This is a genomic window from Mesorhizobium sp. WSM4840 (assembly GCF_055811755.1).
The window spans coordinates 87,560-106,935 of the sequence record NZ_JBVVQD010000024.1; the positions used below are offsets into that span (position 1 = coordinate 87,560).

At 63.2% G+C, this 19,376-nt stretch carries 17 protein-coding genes; 3 read left to right on the top strand and 14 right to left on the bottom strand.

Annotated elements, in window-relative coordinates; translation table 11 throughout:
- Window positions 1-104: 104 nt before the first annotated feature.
- The 6 genes from AC0L3I_RS26770 to AC0L3I_RS26795 all read right to left on the bottom strand — a co-directional run bounded on the left by AC0L3I_RS26770 (window position 105) and on the right by AC0L3I_RS26795 (window position 7,993).
- Entirely contained in the window at window positions 105-2,096 is a 1,992-nt protein-coding gene (locus AC0L3I_RS26770; protein WP_473528832.1) for a glycoside hydrolase family 127 protein, read from the bottom strand.
- Window positions 2,097-2,123: 27 nt separating this feature from the next.
- Window positions 2,124-2,981, bottom strand: coding sequence for a carbohydrate ABC transporter permease (locus tag AC0L3I_RS26775; RefSeq protein ID WP_473528833.1), 858 nt, complete (start codon window positions 2,979-2,981; stop codon window positions 2,124-2,126).
- Window positions 2,981-3,907 (bottom strand): carbohydrate ABC transporter permease, encoded by a 927-nt coding sequence (locus AC0L3I_RS26780; protein WP_473528834.1) that lies wholly within the window; start codon window positions 3,905-3,907, stop codon window positions 2,981-2,983. The genes AC0L3I_RS26775 and AC0L3I_RS26780 overlap by 1 nt, the downstream gene beginning before the upstream one ends.
- 377 nt (window positions 3,908-4,284) lie before the next feature.
- Window positions 4,285-5,541: an ABC transporter substrate-binding protein gene (locus AC0L3I_RS26785; RefSeq protein ID WP_473528835.1), complete on the bottom strand. Its 1,257-nt coding sequence runs from the start codon at window positions 5,539-5,541 to the stop codon at window positions 4,285-4,287.
- A 172-nt stretch (window positions 5,542-5,713) separates the two neighbouring features.
- Complete coding sequence (locus AC0L3I_RS26790) at window positions 5,714-6,754, bottom strand: LacI family DNA-binding transcriptional regulator (RefSeq protein ID WP_473528836.1); 1,041 nt, start codon at window positions 6,752-6,754, stop codon at window positions 5,714-5,716.
- 357 nt (window positions 6,755-7,111) lie between these two features.
- Window positions 7,112-7,993: an AraC family transcriptional regulator gene (locus AC0L3I_RS26795; RefSeq protein ID WP_473488221.1), complete on the bottom strand. Its 882-nt coding sequence runs from the start codon at window positions 7,991-7,993 to the stop codon at window positions 7,112-7,114.
- A gap of 202 nt (window positions 7,994-8,195) precedes the next feature.
- Between AC0L3I_RS26795 and AC0L3I_RS26800 the strand changes: the two genes are divergently transcribed.
- Window positions 8,196-8,951, top strand: a complete 756-nt coding sequence (locus AC0L3I_RS26800; protein ID WP_473528837.1) for an SDR family NAD(P)-dependent oxidoreductase — start codon at window positions 8,196-8,198, stop codon at window positions 8,949-8,951.
- Between the two features lie 431 nt (window positions 8,952-9,382).
- Here AC0L3I_RS26800 and AC0L3I_RS26805 read toward each other — a convergent pair whose 3' ends face one another.
- Window positions 9,383-11,107, bottom strand: a complete 1,725-nt coding sequence (locus tag AC0L3I_RS26805; protein WP_287177408.1) for an adenylate/guanylate cyclase domain-containing protein — start codon at window positions 11,105-11,107, stop codon at window positions 9,383-9,385.
- Between the two features lie 434 nt (window positions 11,108-11,541).
- Here AC0L3I_RS26805 and AC0L3I_RS26810 point away from each other — a divergent pair, with 434 nt between their 5' ends.
- Entirely contained in the window at window positions 11,542-11,733 is a 192-nt protein-coding gene (locus tag AC0L3I_RS26810) for a hypothetical protein (RefSeq protein WP_473528838.1), read from the top strand.
- Here AC0L3I_RS26810 and AC0L3I_RS26815 read toward each other — a convergent pair.
- The 7 genes from AC0L3I_RS26815 to AC0L3I_RS26845 form a co-directional block, all read right to left on the bottom strand.
- A complete protein-coding gene (locus AC0L3I_RS26815; RefSeq protein WP_473528839.1) occupies window positions 11,705-12,418 on the bottom strand; it encodes an ABC transporter ATP-binding protein in 714 nt (237 codons plus the stop codon). The two genes, AC0L3I_RS26810 and AC0L3I_RS26815, sit on opposite strands and share 29 nt — an antisense overlap.
- Complete coding sequence (locus AC0L3I_RS26820) at window positions 12,415-13,155, bottom strand: ABC transporter ATP-binding protein (protein WP_051407931.1); 741 nt, start codon at window positions 13,153-13,155, stop codon at window positions 12,415-12,417. Before AC0L3I_RS26820 ends, AC0L3I_RS26815 begins: the two co-directional genes overlap by 4 nt.
- A gap of 2 nt (window positions 13,156-13,157) precedes the next feature.
- Window positions 13,158-14,144, bottom strand: a complete 987-nt coding sequence (locus AC0L3I_RS26825) for a branched-chain amino acid ABC transporter permease (protein ID WP_473528840.1) — start codon at window positions 14,142-14,144, stop codon at window positions 13,158-13,160.
- A gap of 13 nt (window positions 14,145-14,157) precedes the next feature.
- Window positions 14,158-15,030, bottom strand: a complete 873-nt coding sequence (locus tag AC0L3I_RS26830; RefSeq protein ID WP_473528841.1) for a branched-chain amino acid ABC transporter permease — start codon at window positions 15,028-15,030, stop codon at window positions 14,158-14,160.
- Window positions 15,031-15,209: 179 nt separating this feature from the next.
- Entirely contained in the window at window positions 15,210-16,481 is a 1,272-nt protein-coding gene (locus tag AC0L3I_RS26835) for an amino acid ABC transporter substrate-binding protein (RefSeq protein WP_095496189.1), read from the bottom strand.
- Window positions 16,482-16,721: 240 nt separating this feature from the next.
- Complete coding sequence (locus AC0L3I_RS26840; RefSeq protein WP_473528842.1) at window positions 16,722-17,003, bottom strand: YciI family protein; 282 nt, start codon at window positions 17,001-17,003, stop codon at window positions 16,722-16,724.
- Between the two features lie 206 nt (window positions 17,004-17,209).
- Window positions 17,210-18,136, bottom strand: coding sequence for a LysR family transcriptional regulator (locus tag AC0L3I_RS26845; protein ID WP_473528843.1), 927 nt, complete (start codon window positions 18,134-18,136; stop codon window positions 17,210-17,212).
- A gap of 164 nt (window positions 18,137-18,300) precedes the next feature.
- On the opposite strand from AC0L3I_RS26845, the gene AC0L3I_RS26850 reads away from it, so the two are divergent.
- The gene (locus tag AC0L3I_RS26850; RefSeq protein WP_473528844.1) at window positions 18,301-19,197 is read left to right on the top strand and encodes an MBL fold metallo-hydrolase; all 897 of its coding nucleotides are present in this window, start codon (window positions 18,301-18,303) and stop codon (window positions 19,195-19,197) included.
- Window positions 19,198-19,376: the final 179 nt, after the last annotated feature.

A 19,376-nucleotide genomic window follows, 5' to 3' on the forward strand; every position in this document is an offset into this window, starting at 1 on the left:
CCACCCATTCGAGTGGCTGGCGCCACTCTCCCCCTCTAAAATTAGCGCCGCCGGGGCAAATTCAAGACACCCCTTTCGTCGGCGGCATCATCTTCGTCCCCGGATCACGAGTCTCTCAGCCAGACCAGCATCTCGCCGGGATCGCGGTTGTCCCAGGCGAAATAAGGAACGGCGGTGACTTTTGCTTCCTCAACCGCCGGCGGTTCGGTGTGGTAGAGGCCGTTGTCCCAGCTCTCAAACGCCTCTTTCCTGGCCAGAGCCGAAAGCGTCACGACGCCGCCCAATAGGTTCGGCTGCTTATGCGCCTCGATGTTTGCCGTGCGTGGCAAGGCGATGCGGTGCAGCTGGCCGGCATTGTCGGTCTCCTCGACGCAATAGATCAGCGGGCCGCGGGCAAGCGCGACGCGGCCGATGTCCTGCCGCACCTCCGGATTGGCATAGAGCCGGTCGACGGTCATTTCGAGCTCGAGCTCGAGCTGGTCGCCCTTGCGCCACTCGCGCCGGATCGCGGCATAGCCGTCGCTGGTGACATCCTCCAGATCGACCGCCTCCCCGTTTACCTTGAGCGCCGCCTTGCGGCACCAGGCCGGCAGGCGCAGGTGCAAGGTGAATGTCGTCGGCGCCTCGGGTTCGACGCCGATCGAGACTGCCCCGTCCCACGGATAGTTGCTGGCCTGGGTCAGTTCTATGTGCCGGCCTGCGATATCGAAACGAGCCGTGCTGTTTCCATAGAGGTGGACGGCGAGTGCATCGTCGGACAGGCTGTAGAAATAGCTGCCGATCGAAGCGACCATGCGTCCGATATTGGGCGGGCAGCACGGGCAGCGATGCCACTTCCAGCGGTTGTGCTTCCCCCGGCTTTCCAGCGGATTTTCATAGAAGAACAGCGAGCCGTCGAGCGACAGGCCCGAGATCGAGCCGTTGTAGAGCGCTCGCTCCATCATGTCGGCATAGCGCGCATTGGGGCCCATGCCGAGCATGCGGCTGGCCCAGAACACCAGTCCCACCGAAGCGCAGGTCTCGGCATAGGCGGTTTCATTGGGCAGGTCGTAGTCGGCGGTAAAACCCTCATTGTGCGACGACGGCCCGATGCCGCCGGTGATGTAGAGGTTCTTGGTGGTGAGATCGTCCCACAGCCGGTCGAGCGCCAGCCGCAGCGTGTCGTCGCCATATTCGGTGGCGACGTCGGCCATGCCGGAATAGAGATACATCGCCCTCACCGCGTGGCCGACGACTTTTTCCTGTTCGCGAACCGGCTTGTGCGACTGGCTGTATTCGTAGGTCTTGAAATGATACGCTCTGGGGTCCACGCCGCGGGCACGCGCCTCCTCGTCGAAATAATGCGGCTCAAGGCCACGCTGGTCGATGAAGTATTTTGCGAGGTCCATGTACTTCTTCTCGCCCGTGACCCGCGCCAGCTTGACCAGCGCCAGCTCGATCTCCTCGTGGCCGCAATAGCCCTTCCTCTTGCCGGGTTCGGGACCGAACATATCGGCGATATGGTCGGCATAGCGGCACATGATGTCGAGCAGCTTGCGCTTTCCCGTGGCCTGGTAGTAGGCGACCGCCCCTTCGATCAGATGCCCGGCGCAATAGAGCTCGTGGCAGTCGCGCAGATTGGTCCAGCGCAGGCCGGGCTGGATGCGTTGGTACCAGCTGGACAGATAACCGTCGGGCTGCTGCAGTCTGCCATACATGTCGATGACGGCGTCGATCTTCTTCTCCAGCGCGTCGTTACGGCGGCGATAGAGCGAGTAGGCGGCGGTCTCGATCGTCTTGCCCCAGTCGCTGTCCCAGAACATCTGGGTCGTCACCGTCGATCCGGTGAACTCGTTGCCGGCGGTGGCGGCCTCGTCCGGCGAGGGTGAGTGGAACGGAATGACGACGCCGGGCGATGGCCGGTCCGGATCGATCTGCTCCAGCATGCGCGCCTCGACGCAGCGGTCATACAGGATGCCGGCGGTCCTGGTGGCGACGGCATCGACGCGGTCGCCCCAGAAGCCGCGCACATCGACCTGCGGCACCGCCAGCGGACGGAAGGCGAGTTTCGGCTTGCCCGGCGTAGTGCCCTGAAGGGCCGATTGCGATGCGGTCATGAATTCACTCCGGTTCGATTCGATTGGTCACTTCACGGCCCCCGCCATCAGGCCGCGGATGTAGAAGCGCTGCAGCAGGAGGAAGAGCACCAGGCACGGCACCATCATCACGGTGACGCCCGCCTGCACCGCGCCCCAGTCGATGGCGCCGAAGCGGCCAGACTGCAGCGCCGTCATCATGATCGGCAGCGTGAATTTGGACTGGTCGGTCATCAGCACCAGCGCTGCCAGAAACTCGTTCCAGGCGCCGAGGAACGCGAACAGCGCGATGGTGACGATGCCCGGCCAGACCAGCGGCAGCATCACCATCAAGAGCATGGTGACATTGTTGGCGCCGTCCATGCGGGCGGCCTCCTCGATCTCGCGCGGCACCGCGTCGAAGGCGTTGCGCATCATGAAGATCGAGAACGGCAGCTGCAGCGTGACATAGACGCAGACCAGCCCGGTCAGCGTGTTGTGCAGGCCGATCTTGGTCAGCACCAGGAAGATCGGCGTCAGGATCGATTGGAACGGGATCATGATCGTCGACAGGATGACGACGAAGAGCAGGTTCTTCAGCGGAAAGCGGAAGCGCGAGAAACCGTAGCCGGCCAGCACGCTGACGATCACCGACAGCACCACCGTCATGGCAGAGACATAGATGCTGTTTTGCGCCGGCAGCCAGAGGCCGTCGCCGAACGTGTTAAGCGTGGCGTAATTCTCGACCGAAAAGCCGGTCGTCGGCCACGGCGGCAGCGGCGGCTGACGCGACTCCTGCGCCGGCTTGAACGCCGAAAGCACGGTCCAGACGATCGGCGCCAGGAACAGCAACGAGGCGATGATGCCCGTCGCATGCTCGGCAATCTGCATGCCGATGCGTCTTTTGCGGCTGCGTGCCTGCGCCATCAGTCAATTCCCTCGGGTTGGCGCAGCAGCCGCAGCTGGATGAGGCTGAGCGCGACCAGGATGACCAGCAGGATCATCGACAGTGCGGCGCCGTAGCCGAGCTTGAACGACACGAATGACTGGTTGAAAATCCAGTAGACGGCGGTCAGCGTCTGGTTGCGCGGCCCGCCGCGCAGGATGATGTAGAACTGGTCGAAGGCGAGCACCGAACCGGCAACCGACAGGATCAGCGCCAACGCCAGGGTGCGGCGCATCAGCGGCAGAGTGATGGCGCGAAACCGCGCCAGCGGCCCTGCCCCGTCGATCATCGCCGCCTCCTGCAGATCCGGCGGGATGGATTGCAGGCCGGTCATCAGGATGATCATGGTGAAGCCCGCCACCTTCCAGACGACCATGGCGATGATCGACCAGAACGCCGGCTGGAACGTCGCCAGCAGATTGACCTTCTTCTCGGTCAGGCCGAGTTCGAAGGCGGCGGGGCTGAACAGGCCGGAATCGACATTGAGCAGCCACGACCAGAGCAGGCTGGCCGAGGCAAAACCGATGACGGCCGGCATGAAGAACGACGTCCGGTAGAAGCCGGTCAGCGGCCGCGGCCTTTCGATGAACAGCGCCAGCGGAAAGGCGACGACGAAGATCGCGATCGTCACCACCACTGTGTAATAGCCGGTGAAACGCAGCGCGTTCCAGAACCTGGTATCGCGCAGGATCGCCCAGTAATTGTCGAGGCCAATGAAGGAGTGCGCGCCCATCAGCGGCCAATTGTGCAGCGACATCCACGCCGTCATGCAAAGCGGGATGATGAAGAAGACGACGACCAATGCGACGGCCGGCGCGACATAGAGCAGGCCGATCCACTGCCGGCGGCCGGCGCCGACCAGTTTGCGGCGGCGGGCTGGGGCGGAGGTTGCTGCGATGGAGGTCATGGCTGGCCGCTCACTGGGTTCAGGGCAACCGCAACGGCAAAAGACCCCCTCACCCGGATTGCCAAACGAATTGCAAAGGGCAATTCGGGGCAATCCGACCTCTCCCCGAGTGGAGAGGAGGTCGCCAGCGTTGACGCCAGCCTCTTCTCCCCAGCGGGGAGAAGGTGGCCGCGAAGCGGCCGGATGAGGGGGTCTTTTCTCAATGCGATAGCCTTGCTGTTTGCGCGACGTCCCCCTCCCCCTCGGGGGGAGGGTCCGGCCGAAGGCCGGGGGTGGGGTCGCCTGCGAGGTGCGCCGACGAAAAAGAGAACGTCGAGCACTGCCGAGACGACCCACCCGGACCTGCGGTCCGACCTCCCCTCAAGGGGAGCCGGCGCCTACTGCTGCGGCGCCGAGTCGATGATCGACTGCATGGTTTCCTGCGCGTTGGCGATAGCACCATCGACGTCTTCGCCGAAGAAGACCTCGTTGACCATCTGGTTCCACGGACCGTTGGCGGAGTTGATCAGGTCGTTGAACACCACCGAATAGGGCGTGCGGCCCTTGGCCATGGCCTCTGCGGCGACCTTGTAGCGCGGGTCTAGATCCTTCAGCGCCTCATTGGCGATGTCGCCGCGCACGGGAAGGCTGCCGTACTTCGCCAGTATGGTCTGGCCCTCCAGCGAATAGGCGAAATCGAGGAACTCCTTGACCACCGCGATCTTCGTGGTGCCCTTGGTGACGACGAAATTGTCGCCGCCGGCAAACGACGACCAGCCGCCATCCTTGCCGGGCAGGAAGGTGACGCCGTAGTCGATGTCTGGGTACTGGGTGTTCAGCGCGCCGATGGCGAAGGCGCCGGACGGCGAGATGCCGATATTGCCGGCGGCGAAGGCGGCAAAGAAGTTGGAGCCGGTGTCGGTCTGCGCGCCTGCCGGCACCAGATCCTTCTTGACCATCGACCGGTAGAGGTCGATGGCGCCGCGCAGCTGCGGGCTGTCGAGCGTCGCCTTCGAGCCATCCTCGGTGAGGATGTCGCCGCCCGAGGCCCAGATCAGCGGTGTGAAGGTGAAGATGTTGCAGCCGCCGCAATTGCCGGAGAAATAGAAGCCTTTGATGTCGCCGCCGAGCGCGTTGACCTTCTCGGCAGAGGCTTCGATTTCCGCCCAGTTGGTCGGGCCCTTTTCAGGGTCAAGACCAGCCTGCTTGAACAGTTTTTTGTTCCAGATCAGCACCGAACTATCGGCGGAGAACGGCAGCCCGTAGATGCGGCCCTTGTAGGTGCCGGTTTTGACGTGCGCCGGCGACAGGCTGTTGAAATAAGGCAGCGATTTCGCCCAGTCGGTGATGTCTTCGAGCTGGCCGGCGGCAGCGAAGGACGGCGTGTAGATCAGGTCGAGCGAGAGCGCGTCGGGTGCTGTGCCGCCGGCGGCGGCGGCACCGTATTTCGGGATGATCTCGGCATTGGGGATGATGTCCAGCTTGATCTGGTTCTCATGCCCCTTGTTGAAGGCATCAACGATGCGCGGCATGAAGTTCGAGCCGTCGGCGCGGACCCAGATGTTGGCGGTCTCGGCGGCTGCGGCCGGCAGAACTGCTGCCAGAGTGGAAAAAATGCTCGCGGCAAAGGCGAGCCCGGCAATCATAGTTCTCATGGTTCTCCTCCTCATGTTTTTCTCCTCATTCGGCCGCGCTGCCTTTGCAGGCGCGCGCGACCTTTTGCTTTGATGCATGTCGTGACCCCAAAACCGCTGCGCACTTTTGGGCGACATGCATGCATGTCGTGATCCCAAAACCGCTACGCACTTTTGGGCGACATGCATGGTCTCAGCCGCCAAGCGGACGGCCGCATGACTGACGCACCACCAGCCGGCACGGCAGTTTTCGGATGCCCGGCTCGGCGGGTTTACCGCCGACGAGCGAAAGCAAGGTGAGGCCGGCCTCGCGCCCGAGTGCCGCCAGGTTCATGTCGACGGAGGTCAGCGGCGGGCGCGTCGCCTCGGCCACGATCTGCCAGTTGTCGAAGCCGATGACGCCGACATCGTCCGGCACATCAAGCCCGCGTTCGCGCAGCGCGTCGATGACGCCGCGCGCGATCTGGTCGTTGCCGCAAAAGACGGCATCGGGTTTTTCGCCCTTACGGTCGAAGAGCTTCTTCACCGCCGCGTGACCCCACGCTTCCGACCACGATCCGAGCAATGGTTCCATGACCGGCAAGTCTTTCTCGGTCAGCACGTCACGATAGGCCTGGGCCCGCGCGTGCACCACGGCAAAACTCGCTGGTCCCGTGACATGGGCGATGCGGCGGCGACCAAGCCGGCAAAAGTGCTCGACCGCCAGGCGCGCGCCGCCGGCGTCGTCCGAGACGAAGGCGATGGCGCCGGGATCGGGCTGGGTAAAGGCGTAAATCGTGGGAACGCCGAGATTGGACAGATCGACCGGCAGATGGCGATCGATCCGCTTGCCGGTGGCGATGATGCCGTCGACGCGCTTGTCGAGCATGGCATCGACATGGAGCTGGCCAAGGCGCTGGTCGTCCTCGACATGGCAGAGAAACACAGAGACGCCCTTGTCGACCAGCGCATCCGAAATGCCCGACATGACCGGCAGCGAGAAGCGGCCATAGGTATCGTTGGTGAGCAGCCCGACGGTGAAGGAGCGCCGGCGTAACAGGCTCTGCGCCAGGCTGTTCGGGCGAAAGCCAAGACGCTGCGCCGTCTCGCGAATGCGCTCGCGCGTCTCGGCCGTCATCCGCCCCTGCCCGTTCAGCGCCTTCGAGGCCGTGGCAACGCTGACGCCGGCAAGGGAGGCCACCTCGCGGAGGGTAACGGGGGTCTTGGCGGGCGCTGGCGAGGCGTCGGAAACCATGGTGCGCACTGAATTCCTTAGTTGGAAAAAGGTTTTCTCTTGTTACCCTGCGATGTGCTGATTGGTGAGGTCAGCGGATGCGGGGCGAGTTGGGAAAAGGTTTTCTCAGAAGAGATTAGGGGAAGGATGCGGGGATGGCAAGAGGGATAGATTTGGTTTGGGCGTGTCTGAGATTTCTTGCTGGGTGCCGTGATCTACGACCGCTTTGCGCCATAAGCCGCCGTTCCCGACGGTTCTCCGAACGGGACGTTCACGCTCCGGCAGGTGTCGACCCTTTCCAGTCCTCGGCGGCGGACGCGACGAACGGCTCAATTGAGCCCACAGCGGACGCTCGCTTTCTTCTGAAGCAGAGTCAGACTACGCATCCATCTGTGCCTGTCGTATGTCGCGGGCCGGTGGTTTGCCGAACAGACGGCCATATTCGCGGGTGAACTGAGGCACGCTCTCATAGCCCACCGCATAAGCCACCGAACTCACGCTCATGCCATCGGCCAGCATCTGGCGCCGAGCCTCGATCAGGCGCAACTGCTTCTGGAATTGCAAGGGAGACAGCGTGGTGGTCTGGCGGAAATGCTGGTGGAAGGACGAGGTGCTCATCCCCGCGGCCTCGGCCAGTTCCTCGATGCGGATCGGCCGTGCATAGCTTTCGCGGATCATAGCGACCGCACGGGCGATGCGTTGTGCATGGCCATCGGCCCCGCCGAGGCTGCGGAGGGCCGATCCGTGCCGTCCCGCCAGAAGCCAGAAATGAATCTCGCGCAGCAACGGCCCTTGCAGGACCGGGAGGGCAGAGGGACGGTCCAGAAGCCGCATCAGGCGCAGGGCCACATCGGCGACATCTGCGTCGGTCGGCTCCACTCGGACAGGCTTGCACGGATCGCCCGGGACCGCCGCCATCTCGACCGCGAGTTCCCGCATAAGGACGGGGTCGAGTTCCAGCACCAGCGAATAGTAGGGCGCGCCGAGGCTTGCCTGCGTGATCTGGCTGACCGTGGGCACATCGGCCGAGATCAGCAGCGACTCGCCCGGACCGAATTCCAATGTCTCGGCCCCTATCGTGACCCGCTTGACACCTTGTAACAGCATGGCCACCAGCGGCCGATTGACAGCCACCTGCAATTCGCCGGGCTGCGTGGCGCGGATCGCGGTCAGGCCGGGAATAGGCGTCGACGCCGCCCCGAAACGGTCGGCATGAGTGTCGGCAAAGCTGCGCACAAGGTCGAGAAGCGTTCGGCTCATGGGGGCAAGTTGAAGGGTGGTGGCGTTTCAGGCAAGAACTAAAGAAGGATCAGGCAAGAAATCCGGACATTCTGGCAAATCCTGTGCGGCAAGGCCGATCCAGATTTGCAGGAACAGGCAAGACTACGCGAGGAATCGGCAACAACTGGAGACGCTCTTGCCGCATGTTGTCCCCATCGCTTCGGATGAAAGGACTTCCCGCATGACCAAGATCGCACTTGTCACCGGCGCCAACCGCGGCCTCGGCCGCAACACCGCTGTCAGCATCGCGCAGCATGGCCGCGACGTGATCGTCACCTATCGCGGCAACGCATCTCAGGCTCGCGAGGTTGTGGCCGAGATCGAAGCCCTGGGCCGTAAGGCGGTTGCCCTGCAGCTCGATCTCGGCGAGGTCGCCAGCTTCGCGGCCTTTGCCGAGACCCTGCGCGCGGCGCTGAAAGAGACCTGGGGCCGCGACAGCTTCGATTACCTGATCAACAATGCCGGCCACGGCGAATTCACCATGATCGGCGATACCACCGAGGCGCAGTTCGACGGTCTGTTCGACGTCCATGTGAAGGGCGTTTTCTTCCTCGTGCAGGCGCTTCTGCCGCTCATCGCAGATGGCGGGCGGATCGTGAACTTTTCTTCGGGCCTGACCCGCGTGTCCTATCCGGGCTTCTCGGCCTATGCGGCCGCCAAGGGGGCGGTCGAAATCTTGACCGTCTATATGGCGAAAGAGCTGGGTGCGCGCGGGATCACAGTGAACACGGTCGCGCCCGGAGCGATCGAGACCGATTTCGGTGGCGGGCTGGTGCGCGACAATGCCGAAGTCAACGCGCAGTTCGCAGGGATGACCGCGCTTGGCCGCGTGGGGCTGCCCGACGACATCGGGCCGATGGTGGCAAGCCTTCTGGGCGAGGATAACCGTTGGGTTACGGCACAGCGGATCGAGGTTTCGGGTGGTCAGGCGATCTGATCAGTCGGACCCCCGACAACTGAAGCGCGCGGCCGTATAGCCGCGCGCATTGTCATTCCGCCGTCGGGAAAAGCCTCCTTTGGCCGTCGACTGAAGCTGAAAGACCGGAATGTCCGGCAACCACGTCATTCCGAGAGCCACACTTGAAGGGCGGTCCTCCACCCAACGGCGACGTAGAACGCTCCGCGGCTGTACGGCAGAGCCGAATCCTACCGCCGGCTCGGTCGCGCCATCTTTGGGTGCATTCACGATACGAACGCGAAACGCCGCATTCGTCACCCACTCCGCGCGTAGCCTACGGCCGGGGCAAGAGGCGCGGTGTTTCGCAACCTCAAGGGACGAACTATCGTTTGCGACCGCGAAGCCATCCGCATGCGTTCCGGTGAACTCGCCGCGTGGTGTAAATTTTCAATGTCCCATTGGCGGCCTACTTACTCCGGCAATCCGGCGTTGCGCAGGCCATCGAGCAGAGGTTTGAGCGCATCTCGGTGAGCATAAGGATTCACAGCGATCAGTTCCCGCGATGAGATGCTGGGTCTAAGTTCGCGAGCCTTCGCCAGCGCATGCGCAGCGAGAGCGGCATGGCCGAGATGGTCATGGGCGGCCGCCAGTGTGAGCCAAGCGGGGTGATCCTTTTTTGGCATGTTGTCCAAGGCCGCCACGACTTCGCCATATCTCCTCAGTTCCAACAAAATTTTGGCGCGAATTACCCAGAACCAGTGTGGTGGAAACGGGGTTCTCTTCAGCGCGTCGTCGATTGAAGCCAGAGCTTCCTCCGGCCGGCCGGCGTATCGCAACCAATTCGCTCGGTCCGCGCGAATTTGCGCATCGGCCGGATTGAGAGCGACGGCGCGGTCGAAATGGACGCCGGCCCGTTCGTATTCGCGGAGCCACACCATGACCATGCCGTTGGCGTGGTGGACCGTCGGATCGTTGCTGTCCAACTCCATGGCTCTTTGTGCGGCAAGTGACGCTTCGTGCAGCGTTCGTGGATCGGTGTCGAACCAGTAGCGGCCGAGGAGAGCGATCGCCAGCCAGGCGTGAGCGTGCGCAAAATCGGGATCGATCGCCGTCGCGCGGGAAAAAAGCGGAACGGCCTCCTTCTCCATGTTGGCGTCGGCCAGCTCCCGGCCCTGCAGGAAAAAGTCATAGGCCGTCCAGCTCGACGTTGGCCGCTTGCGCACCTGAAGAGCAGCAGCGGCCACCATTCGCCCCTCGAGCGTCGTCACGATTGCTGCCACGACTTCGTCCTGCACAGCAAAAATGTCGTCGCATTCGCGATCATACCGCTCCGCCCAGACGTGGTTGCCTGTCCTTGCGTCGATCAACTGTGCAGTAATGCGAATCCGCTCGCCCGCCTTCCGCACACTACCTTCGATGACGTAGTTCGCGCCCAGATCGCGGGCGGCCTGCATTGGGTTGATGCCCATCCTGGCAAGATGGAACGAAGCGTGACGCGCCGCGACGGTAAGATTTCTGAACCGCGACAACTCGGTGGTGATGTCCTCCGTGATGCCGTCCGAAAGGTATTGTTGACTGGGATCGCCGCTCAGATTGTCGAATGGCAAAACGGCAATGGAGGGCCTGGCAGCAGACGTCGTTGCGGCCCGCCCGCCCACTTGACCAGTACTCGTTTCCACACGGTAAACCCGCACCGGTCTGACGATATTCTTGAGCGCCACCTCGCCCATGTCCTCGAAGGCAGCGTTGCCTTTGCCTCGCAATTCCTCATGAACCTTGGCCGAGACGCAGACCCCGCCTGGCTCTGCCAAGGCTTCGAGGCGAGCCGCAACGTTCACACCGTCGCCATAGATGTCCGAGCCCTCACCGATCACGTCGCCCAGGTTGATGCCGATACGCAGCAATATGCGGCGGTGCTCGGTGACGGATTGGTTGGCCTCCGCCATTTTGGCCTGTAGTTCGACTGCAGCCTCGACCGCGTTCACCGCGCTGGTGAACTCCATCAGCACGCCGTCGCCCATAAGCTTGACGATCCGCCCGCCGCGATCGCGAACGATCGGCTCCAGGATCGCCTTGCGCCGCTCCTTCAGTGCCGCCAGCGTACCCGCCTCATCCGCCTCCATCATTCGGCTGTAGCCGACCACGTCGGCCACAGCGATGGCGGCAAGACGGCGCTTGACGCGTTCATCAGCCATTAAGTGATCGCCTCACTGGTTGGATCGATTGTATTTGCGCCGCACGGAGGAGTCCATCGTGGCCAGCAACGAGAACGGCTACCTGGGTGGAATGATGGTCTCCTACCCCTTTCGTGACATTGAGCCTTCAACAGTCAATGACTGCTTCGGGTCGCGAGTGCTGGTTCCGGCCAATGTCGGCTTTCAAGAAGAGAATTCGACTCCGGAAGGTCTCGAAAGGGTCAAAAGCGGCCATCGCAGACAAACAAGCACCGACCGCCCACCACCGCTTCGCGCTTCTCCTGCCGGTTGGAATTGGCGCCGGGCACCAGGTCGACTGAGATCGACGCTTGTGTCTGACATCGACCAAAAGGCTAACAAAGCGCCGCGCTATTTTTCACGGAGCGTGTCGCAGAAGTCCCGCGCCATCCGTCCTCCATCAAAAGGAGAGCGCCATGCGAAAACTCATCGTCACCGAATTCATCAGCGTCGATGGCATCGCCGAGGTCGAGAAGCTGCCCAGCGTGACCTGGAACGAAGAAATGCAAAGGTTCAAGGAGGACGAGCTTGCCGACAGCGGCGCCATGCTTCTGGGGCGCACGAGTTCGCCAAGCGGCATCAGGCGCCGCCCATATAGATGTCCATGATCTGTCGGTCGTTGCGGACATCTCCGGGCGTGCCTTCGAAGCGCTTTTCTCCGGCGGCCAGGATATAGAGCCGGTCGGCGATCGGCATGGCCTCGCGAATGTTCTGCTCGACCATGAGAATGCCGATGCCGCGCGCGGTCAGCACCTTGATGCGCTCCAGCGTCTCGCTCACCATGGCCGGCGAAAGGCCGGCGGACGGTTCGTCGAGCAGGATCAAACGCGGTTCCGACACCAGCGCGCGCGCCAGCGCCAGCATCGCCTGTTCGCCGCCCGAAAGGGCTCCGGCCGTGGTCTTGCGCCGCCGCGCCAGCGATGGATATTGGTCGACCAGAGCCTCGATGCGCCTGTCCACCAGCTTCCGGTCGGCAATGGCGTAGCCGCCCATGCGCAGATTTTCCATCACCGTCAGCCGTGGAAACACGCCGCCGCCCTGCGGCATCAGCACCAGGCCCTGGCGCACGACTTCATGGACCGGCAAATTGCTGATCGTTTCGCCGCCGAGCCCGATTGTGCCGCTCCATACCGGCAGCGCGCCTGCGATCGCTTTCAGCAAGGTCGACTTGCCGCAGCCATTGGGGCCGAAGATGCAGGTGATCTTGCCGGCTTCCGCCACAAGGGAGACGCCATGGACGATCTCCTGCTTGCCGTAGCCCGCAACGACGCTGTCTGCGACCAACGTGCTCATTGCGGACGCCCTAGATAGGTCTGCATGACTTCGGAATTTTGCACGATGTCCTCGAACGCGCCGCTGGTCACCACCCGCCCCGAATCCATGACGATGATGCGGTCGCAGACATTGCGCACCATTTCCATGTCATGCTCGATGACGAAGAAGCTGGTTCCCTGCTCGCGCAGCCTGGCGATCGCTTCCAAGATGATCTTGCGGATGTTGGGGTGGACGCCGGCCGTCACCTCGTCAAGCAGGATGAGGGACGCCTGGCGCATGATCACGCGGCCGAATTCGAGCAGTTTCTGCTGGCCGCCGGACAAGTCGGACGCACGGTTGTTGGCGACCGGTTCGAGATGCAGCAGCGCCAGCGTCTCGTCCGCCCGCTGTTGCGCGCCATGCCAATGACCCTCGGCGGCCGCGGCCAGAAGGTTCCCGCTGACTGTCATGTTCTCGAACAACGCCGGGATCTGAAAGGTGCGCGCGAGGCCGAGGCGGGCTATCGTATAGGCCTTTTTGCCGCCGATCTCATGGCCGTCGAACAGGATCTGCCCGCGATCGGGCGTCTCCATGCCGGCCACGAGGTTGAACAGGGTCGATTTGCCCGAGCCGTTGGGGCCGATGAGGCCGGCGATCTCGCCGCGTCCGACCTCCAGGTCGACGCCGGCGGCTGCCTGGATGCCGCCGAAATGCTTGTGCACGTCGCGAACGAAGAGGATGGGCTGGTCGCCTGGCGCGGGCGCTTGCGCCGTCATGCTCACGAGCGTCCTCCCTGGCGGGAGCCGAGCAGGCGTCCGAGCACCGTGTCGAGCACGCTGCCTGATTTCCCGCTTCGCCGCGCAAACAGGCCGGCGATGCCGTTGGGCAGGAACAGCACCACCAGGATGATGGCGGCGCCGAGAATGGCGATATAGAAGGCGGTATCGCCATAGTACATCCAGATAAGCCGGTTGACGAAGAACAGCGCGACGCCGCCGATGGCCGGCCCCCACAGGCTGCCGAGCCCGCCGAGCAGGACCATGACGACCATCTGGTCGGTGATGTCGCCGCCGAACACGCTCTTTGGATTGATGAAGGTCACCCAGTAGGCGAAAATACTGCCGAACACGGAGGCGACGACGGCGCTGAGCACGAAGGTCTGCAACTTGACCAGCGAGGTGTTGATGCCCATGGCTTCGGCCGCCGGTTCGTGATCCCGTAAGGCCTTGACCTTCAAGCCGAAGCGGGAGCGCTCGAACAGCAACCAGGTGAGGAAATAGGTCAGGACGGCGGCCGCGAACATGGCGAAATAGAAGAAGCGCTCGTTGAGGAAGGGAGGCAGGCCGATACCGCCGGTTCCGCCGGTGAAATCGACGACGGTGGCGAACTGCATGAGCACTTCGGCGAAGGCCCAGGTGGCGATAGCGAAATAAGCGCCGCGCAGCCGCAATGTCGGCGCGCCGATGACGACCGCAAACAGGGCTGTGACGATCATGCCGATGGGAACGGTGGCGAGGAACGGCACTGCGAAATCCGCGCCCATCAGGATGGCGGTGGCGTAGGCGCCGATGCCGAAGAAGGCCGAATGGCCGAAATTGATGTAGCCGGCATAGCCGCCTAGCATGTTCCAGGAACAGGCGAGCCCCGCCCACATCAGCGCGCCGGTGGCGATGCGCAGCCAGTAATTGTTGACCAGCACCGGCAGCAACGCCAGCACGACGAGGATGACGACGAGGAGAAGCAGGCCGGCCCAACGATTTTTCATGGTCTGGGCCATCTTACAGTCCGCGCCGCAGGATGCCGCGCGGGGAAACCAACAGGACAAGGAAGAGCGTTGCGAAGATCGCGAGATGCGAGTAGCTGGCTCCGCCATAAGTCGCGACAAAAGCTTCGATGACGCCCAGAAGCAGGGCCGCCACAAGCGCGCCGCCCAGCGAGCCCAGCCCTGCCAGCACGGCGACGAAGAAGGCGAACAGCGTATAGCGCAGGCCGATCTCCGGATTGACCGAATAGATGCCTCCCATCAGAACGCCCGACATCGCCGTGATCCCCGCGTAGAGCCCGTAAACATTGGCGCTGAGACGCCGGATGTTGACCCCCATCAAGGCGGCGTTCTGGCGGTTTTCGGCCGTCGCCCGGATCGCCAGCCCGTAGCGCGTGCGAAAGAGAAAGAAAAACAGCCCCCCGGCGATGAGCACCGCGAACGCCGCCGCCGCCACCCGGATCAGGGGCACCGTGACTGGGCCGATCATGATGCTGTGACCGCTGAGCGCCGTCGGCACGCTATGCGTATTGAAACCCCAGACGGTCAGCATTCCACCGCGCAGCAAGGTGAAGATGCCGAAGGTCAGCGCGAGCGCCATCAGTTCGGGTCGCGCCGTGCGGCTGTTTCGAACATTGTAGATCATCGGCCCCATGAGATAGCCGATCGCGCCGAACAGGACGAAGGCCATCGGCATGACGAGGAACCCGTCTATGCCGAGAAAGGCCGCCATGTAGTAGGCGAGGTAGCCGCCGAGCACGACCCACGCGCCGACCGCAAAGTCGATGACATGGAGCACGCCGAAGGTCAGTTGGAAGGCGATCGAAAACGTGGCGATGACGCCGCCTATCAGCAGGCCGTTGAGCAGGGTTTGAAGAAAAAGATCCAATGGCAAACCTGTCCGTCAATCCAAGAAGTCCGCAACATGCTTTTGGCGCGAGTGTGAATTGACGCCCGCAGTATAAAGCCCAACCTACAGCCGGCCTTTGGAAGAGCCGGCCGTCATCATGCTGCCCGCTGCCGTAGCAGGCGACGGCGAATAGCGCCTCCGCCCGCCTCAAGTCGCGATTATTTCCAGGACGGCAACGGGTAGATGAACTCGGCCGCGGCCGCTTCCTTCGGGCCGACAGCGACGGTCTTTCCATCCTGGATCTGGATCACGACTGGCACCGGCTGGATGTTGTCGTGATAGTGGTCGCCTTCCTTCTCGAACTTGATCGGTCCGTAGAAAGTCGTGATGTCGGTGTCGGCGATGGCATCCTTGAGGGCGACGCGGTCCTCGGGGGTGAGCGAAGGCTTTTTGCCCAGTCGCTTGGCGGCGTCGGCGAAGACGAGGCCGCTGGCCGAGCAGGCGGCTTCCGTGTAGTCGGGCTCATGGCCGAACTTAGCCTGGGCCCGCGCGACATAGTCCTGTGCGGTGCCGAACAGGTCGTCCTTGTAGGGCACCGTAGGCAGCCATACGGCGACACCGGAGGTGCCGTTCGCATCGGCGCCGAGCGCTTCGGCGAAGGCCGGATTGGTCACGCCGTAATGCATGATCAAGGCCTTCGGCCGATAATTCAGCGATTTCGACGTCTTGATCACATTTATCAGCGGCTCTTCATGCCCGCCCACCGCGACGATGTCAGGGTTGAGGGCGGCGATCTTAGACATTACCGGGGTGAGATCGCCGGAAGCCGGAACGAGCTCGTAGGCGACGACTTCGAGCCCAGCTTCCTTGGCGCCGCGCTGGAAGCCTTCGCCGGTCTCCTTCGAAAAGGGTTCGTTGACCCCGATCACCGCGATCGTCTTCGCCTTCGGGTTTGACAGCGCCGCCAGCACGCCCAGCGACTGGCCGGATGTCGTGTCGACGGAAGGGATGATGCCGAAATTGAATTCGGGCTTGGCCAACCAGACATTGGGCGACTCGGCCGAGCCCGAAATCATCGGCACCTGGTATTTCTGGCAGATCGGCTGAACGGCGATTGTCGAGCCACTGGTGTAGGGGCCGAGCAGGAAATCGACCTCGTTCTGCACGATCAGCCGTTCGGCGGCGTCGGCGCCGGTGGCCGGATTGCTCTGGTCGTCGCCATAGAACATCTCGACCATGAAACGCTCGCCGCCGACCTCGACGCCGCCCTTCTCGTTGGCCGCTTCGGCCCAGAGATCGTAACCGTTCTTGGTCAAATTGCCGCCCGAAATATTCTCGCCCGACAGAGACGTGATGACGCCGGCCTTGAAAGTCGCCGCCTGGGCGCGCGCGGTCCGCACGAACGGCATCGAAATCGTGCCGCTGGCAAGCGCCAGGGCGCTGCCGCCGAGAAATGTGCGTCGAGAAAAGCTTACGTCCTTCTTTGGCATGATGGTCCTCCCGCATTCGTTCCTAAAGTTGCAGGATATGTCCGCACACCACACAAATCTACTGGAAACGCTCGCTGCAGCTCTCTAAAAATCCATACTTGCATCGCACCACAGCACTTCGTGCTGGTCGTCCATGTGGCGACCCGCGCGACAGAAGCCATGTTCGGTCCTCCCTTTCCAATGCCGCTGAGCTTTTCGCGCGTCCGGTCATGGATTTCCGTGACCTCCGGCGTCAGAGTGTCATTGCAAATCAGCCATCTCGTACAGCGGCCGGATTTCGATCTTGCTCGGTCCCGGCATGGGATTGGGGCAGCGCTTCACCCAGGCGACCGCCTCGTCCATGTCCCTAAATTCCCGGAGCCAGAAGCCGGCGACCAACTCGCGGGTCTCGGCGAAAGGCCCGTCGATGACCGTACGGCCTGGACCATCGAACGCAACACGCTTGCCCTGCGAGGAAGGCTTGAGGCCGTCGGCGGCGAGCAGGATGCCGGCATTGCGAAGCTCGTCATTAAATCTGCCCATCGCCTCCATCGCCTCCGGCGGGGAAACAAAGCCCTTTCACTGTCTTCGGCAGCCTTCACGAACACCATCACACGCATCGTCTGTCTCCTTGTTTGAGTCGGCCTCATCGGCGTGGCATCGAAACGACGAACGAGGTTTTCGGAAATCGACATCGTCCCCCAATTTTTTTTCAACGGTTGAGTCGCAGGGCGCGGACGTTCGCAAACCTATCGAGTCGTCTCCGCCGGTCGCCGCCCCTCCCCGCTTGATTCCATCTCCCGCTCAGCCGCGACCAGCATCTCGACAAACCTCGTCACCTTGGGCGGGCGGAAGCGCGCGGCGGGGTAGACCGTGTAGATGCCTCCGGAGGGCAGCTGCCACTCGGGCAGGATGTGGACGAGCCGCCCAGCGGCCAGCTCGTCCCGCACCAAAAAGTCCGGCAGCACCGACAGGCCGGCGCCGGCGCGGACGGCGGCCAGCACTGCCGGCGTCGCGTCGATGGCGATCGTTGCCTGCATGCGCACAGCCTCATGCTCGTCGTCGCCGCGCGAGAATTGCCATAGCAGCGGTTCGCGCAGCGCCATGTTGGCGATGAAGGGCAGCCCGGCAAGGTCTTGCGGTTCGCCAGCCGTGAACCGTCCGGCAAACTCGGCGCCGCACATCATGAATTGCCGGAAAGTGCCGATCCGCCGCGCCTGGAGGCTGGAATCGGCCAGCCAGCCGACACGGATCGCCACGTCCATTCCACCAGAAGCCAGGTCGATGGTCTCATCGCCCAGCGTCAGCTCCACCCGGCAGGCGGGATAGCGCGCGCTGAAGGCGGTGACCACCGGCACCACCGCCGACGTGCCGTAGTCGTTGGGCGCCGCGATGCGCAGCGTGCCGGTCGGCTCGGCGGCGGCCTGCGCGAGCTCGTCGAAGGCGTCCTCGGCCTGCTGCAGGACTTGCAGGCAGCGGGCATGGAATGTCCGGCCGGCCTCGGTCGGATGGACCCGCCGCGTCGTGCGGATCAGCAGCGTCGTTCCGACATCGCGCTCCAGCCGCGCCACCTGCTGGCTGACGACCGCCTTGGTGATGCCCAGCCGCTCGGCAGCCCGCGTGAAGGAGCCGGCATCGACCACCGCCGCGAAATAGGCCAGCCGGTTCAGGTTCATGCGTGGCTCATGGCAGGCGCGGCCTCATTGTCAGGCAATTGCATACATTACGTCTATTTTGTTGGCCTTCAATACGCATTCCGCCTCTGCCATCTTCCTGAAATCGAGGCTGCGCGGGAGATGCGCTCGCCGGAATTCCGCATTCTCAAGCCCAGGAGACATCCATGTTCACACGGAGAGCCATCATGAAAACCACCCTCGCCGCCGGCGCCGCTGCCGTCTTCGCTCCCGCCGGGCTTGGCCATGCGGCCGGCGGGCTTTCCTGGAAACATTTTCCTGCCGGCGAAAACGGCTTCTTTCGCGCCCCCGTGCTGATCACCGGCGCCTCCGAGGCGCTGCTGATCGATGGCGGTTTCACCTTCCCCGACGGCCGAGCCGTGGCCGAGGCGATCAAGGCGACGGGCAAGATGCTCACCACCATCTATGTCAGCCAGTCCGACCCGGATTATTATTTTGGCCTCAAACCGATCAAGGAAGCGTTCCCGCAGGCACGGGTGATCGCCGCAGCCGAGACAGTGGCCGCCATCAACGGCAAAGTCGACAAGAAAATCGCCGTTTGGGGGCCGCAGCTCAAGGAGAACGGCCCGCAGGCGCTCGCCGATGTCGTCATCCCCGAGATGTTCGACGGCAAGACGCTCAAGGTCGATGGCGAGACCATCGAGATCGTCGACGCGGAAGGCCTCGCCAACCGGCGCTATCTCTCGGTGCCGTCGCTGAATGCGGTGTTCGGCGGGGTGATGATTTTTTCCGGCGTGCATGTCTGGACCGCCGACACGCCGACCAGGGAGCAGCGCGCCGCCTGGCTCGCCAATCTCGAAAAGATCGCGGCCGCCAAGCCTGAAATCGTCGTGCCCGGCCACATGATGCCGCAGGCCGCCACCGATCTTTCGGGCGTCGAGCACACCAAAACCTATCTCATTGCCTTCGAGGAAGAACTGGCCAAGGCCAAGGACGCCGCCGCGCTCAAGGGCGCCATGGAGGCCCGCTTCCCCGGCCTCGGCATGGGCGTGGCGCTCGACATCGGCTCCAAGGTCGCCACCGGCGAGATGAAGTGGGGCTGAGGCACGACCTGGGTTCCTCGCCCACCGCGAAGCGGGGGAGAGGTGGCCGCGAAGCGGCCGGAGAGGGGGCTTTCGTAAGGCGCAGTCCCCTCTCCGTCTCGACTTCGCCGAGCCACCTTGTATGGGGCTTTCGCTGTCAAGGGGCCTTTTCAAGGCGGCCATCCCTTTGTTCGACGGTT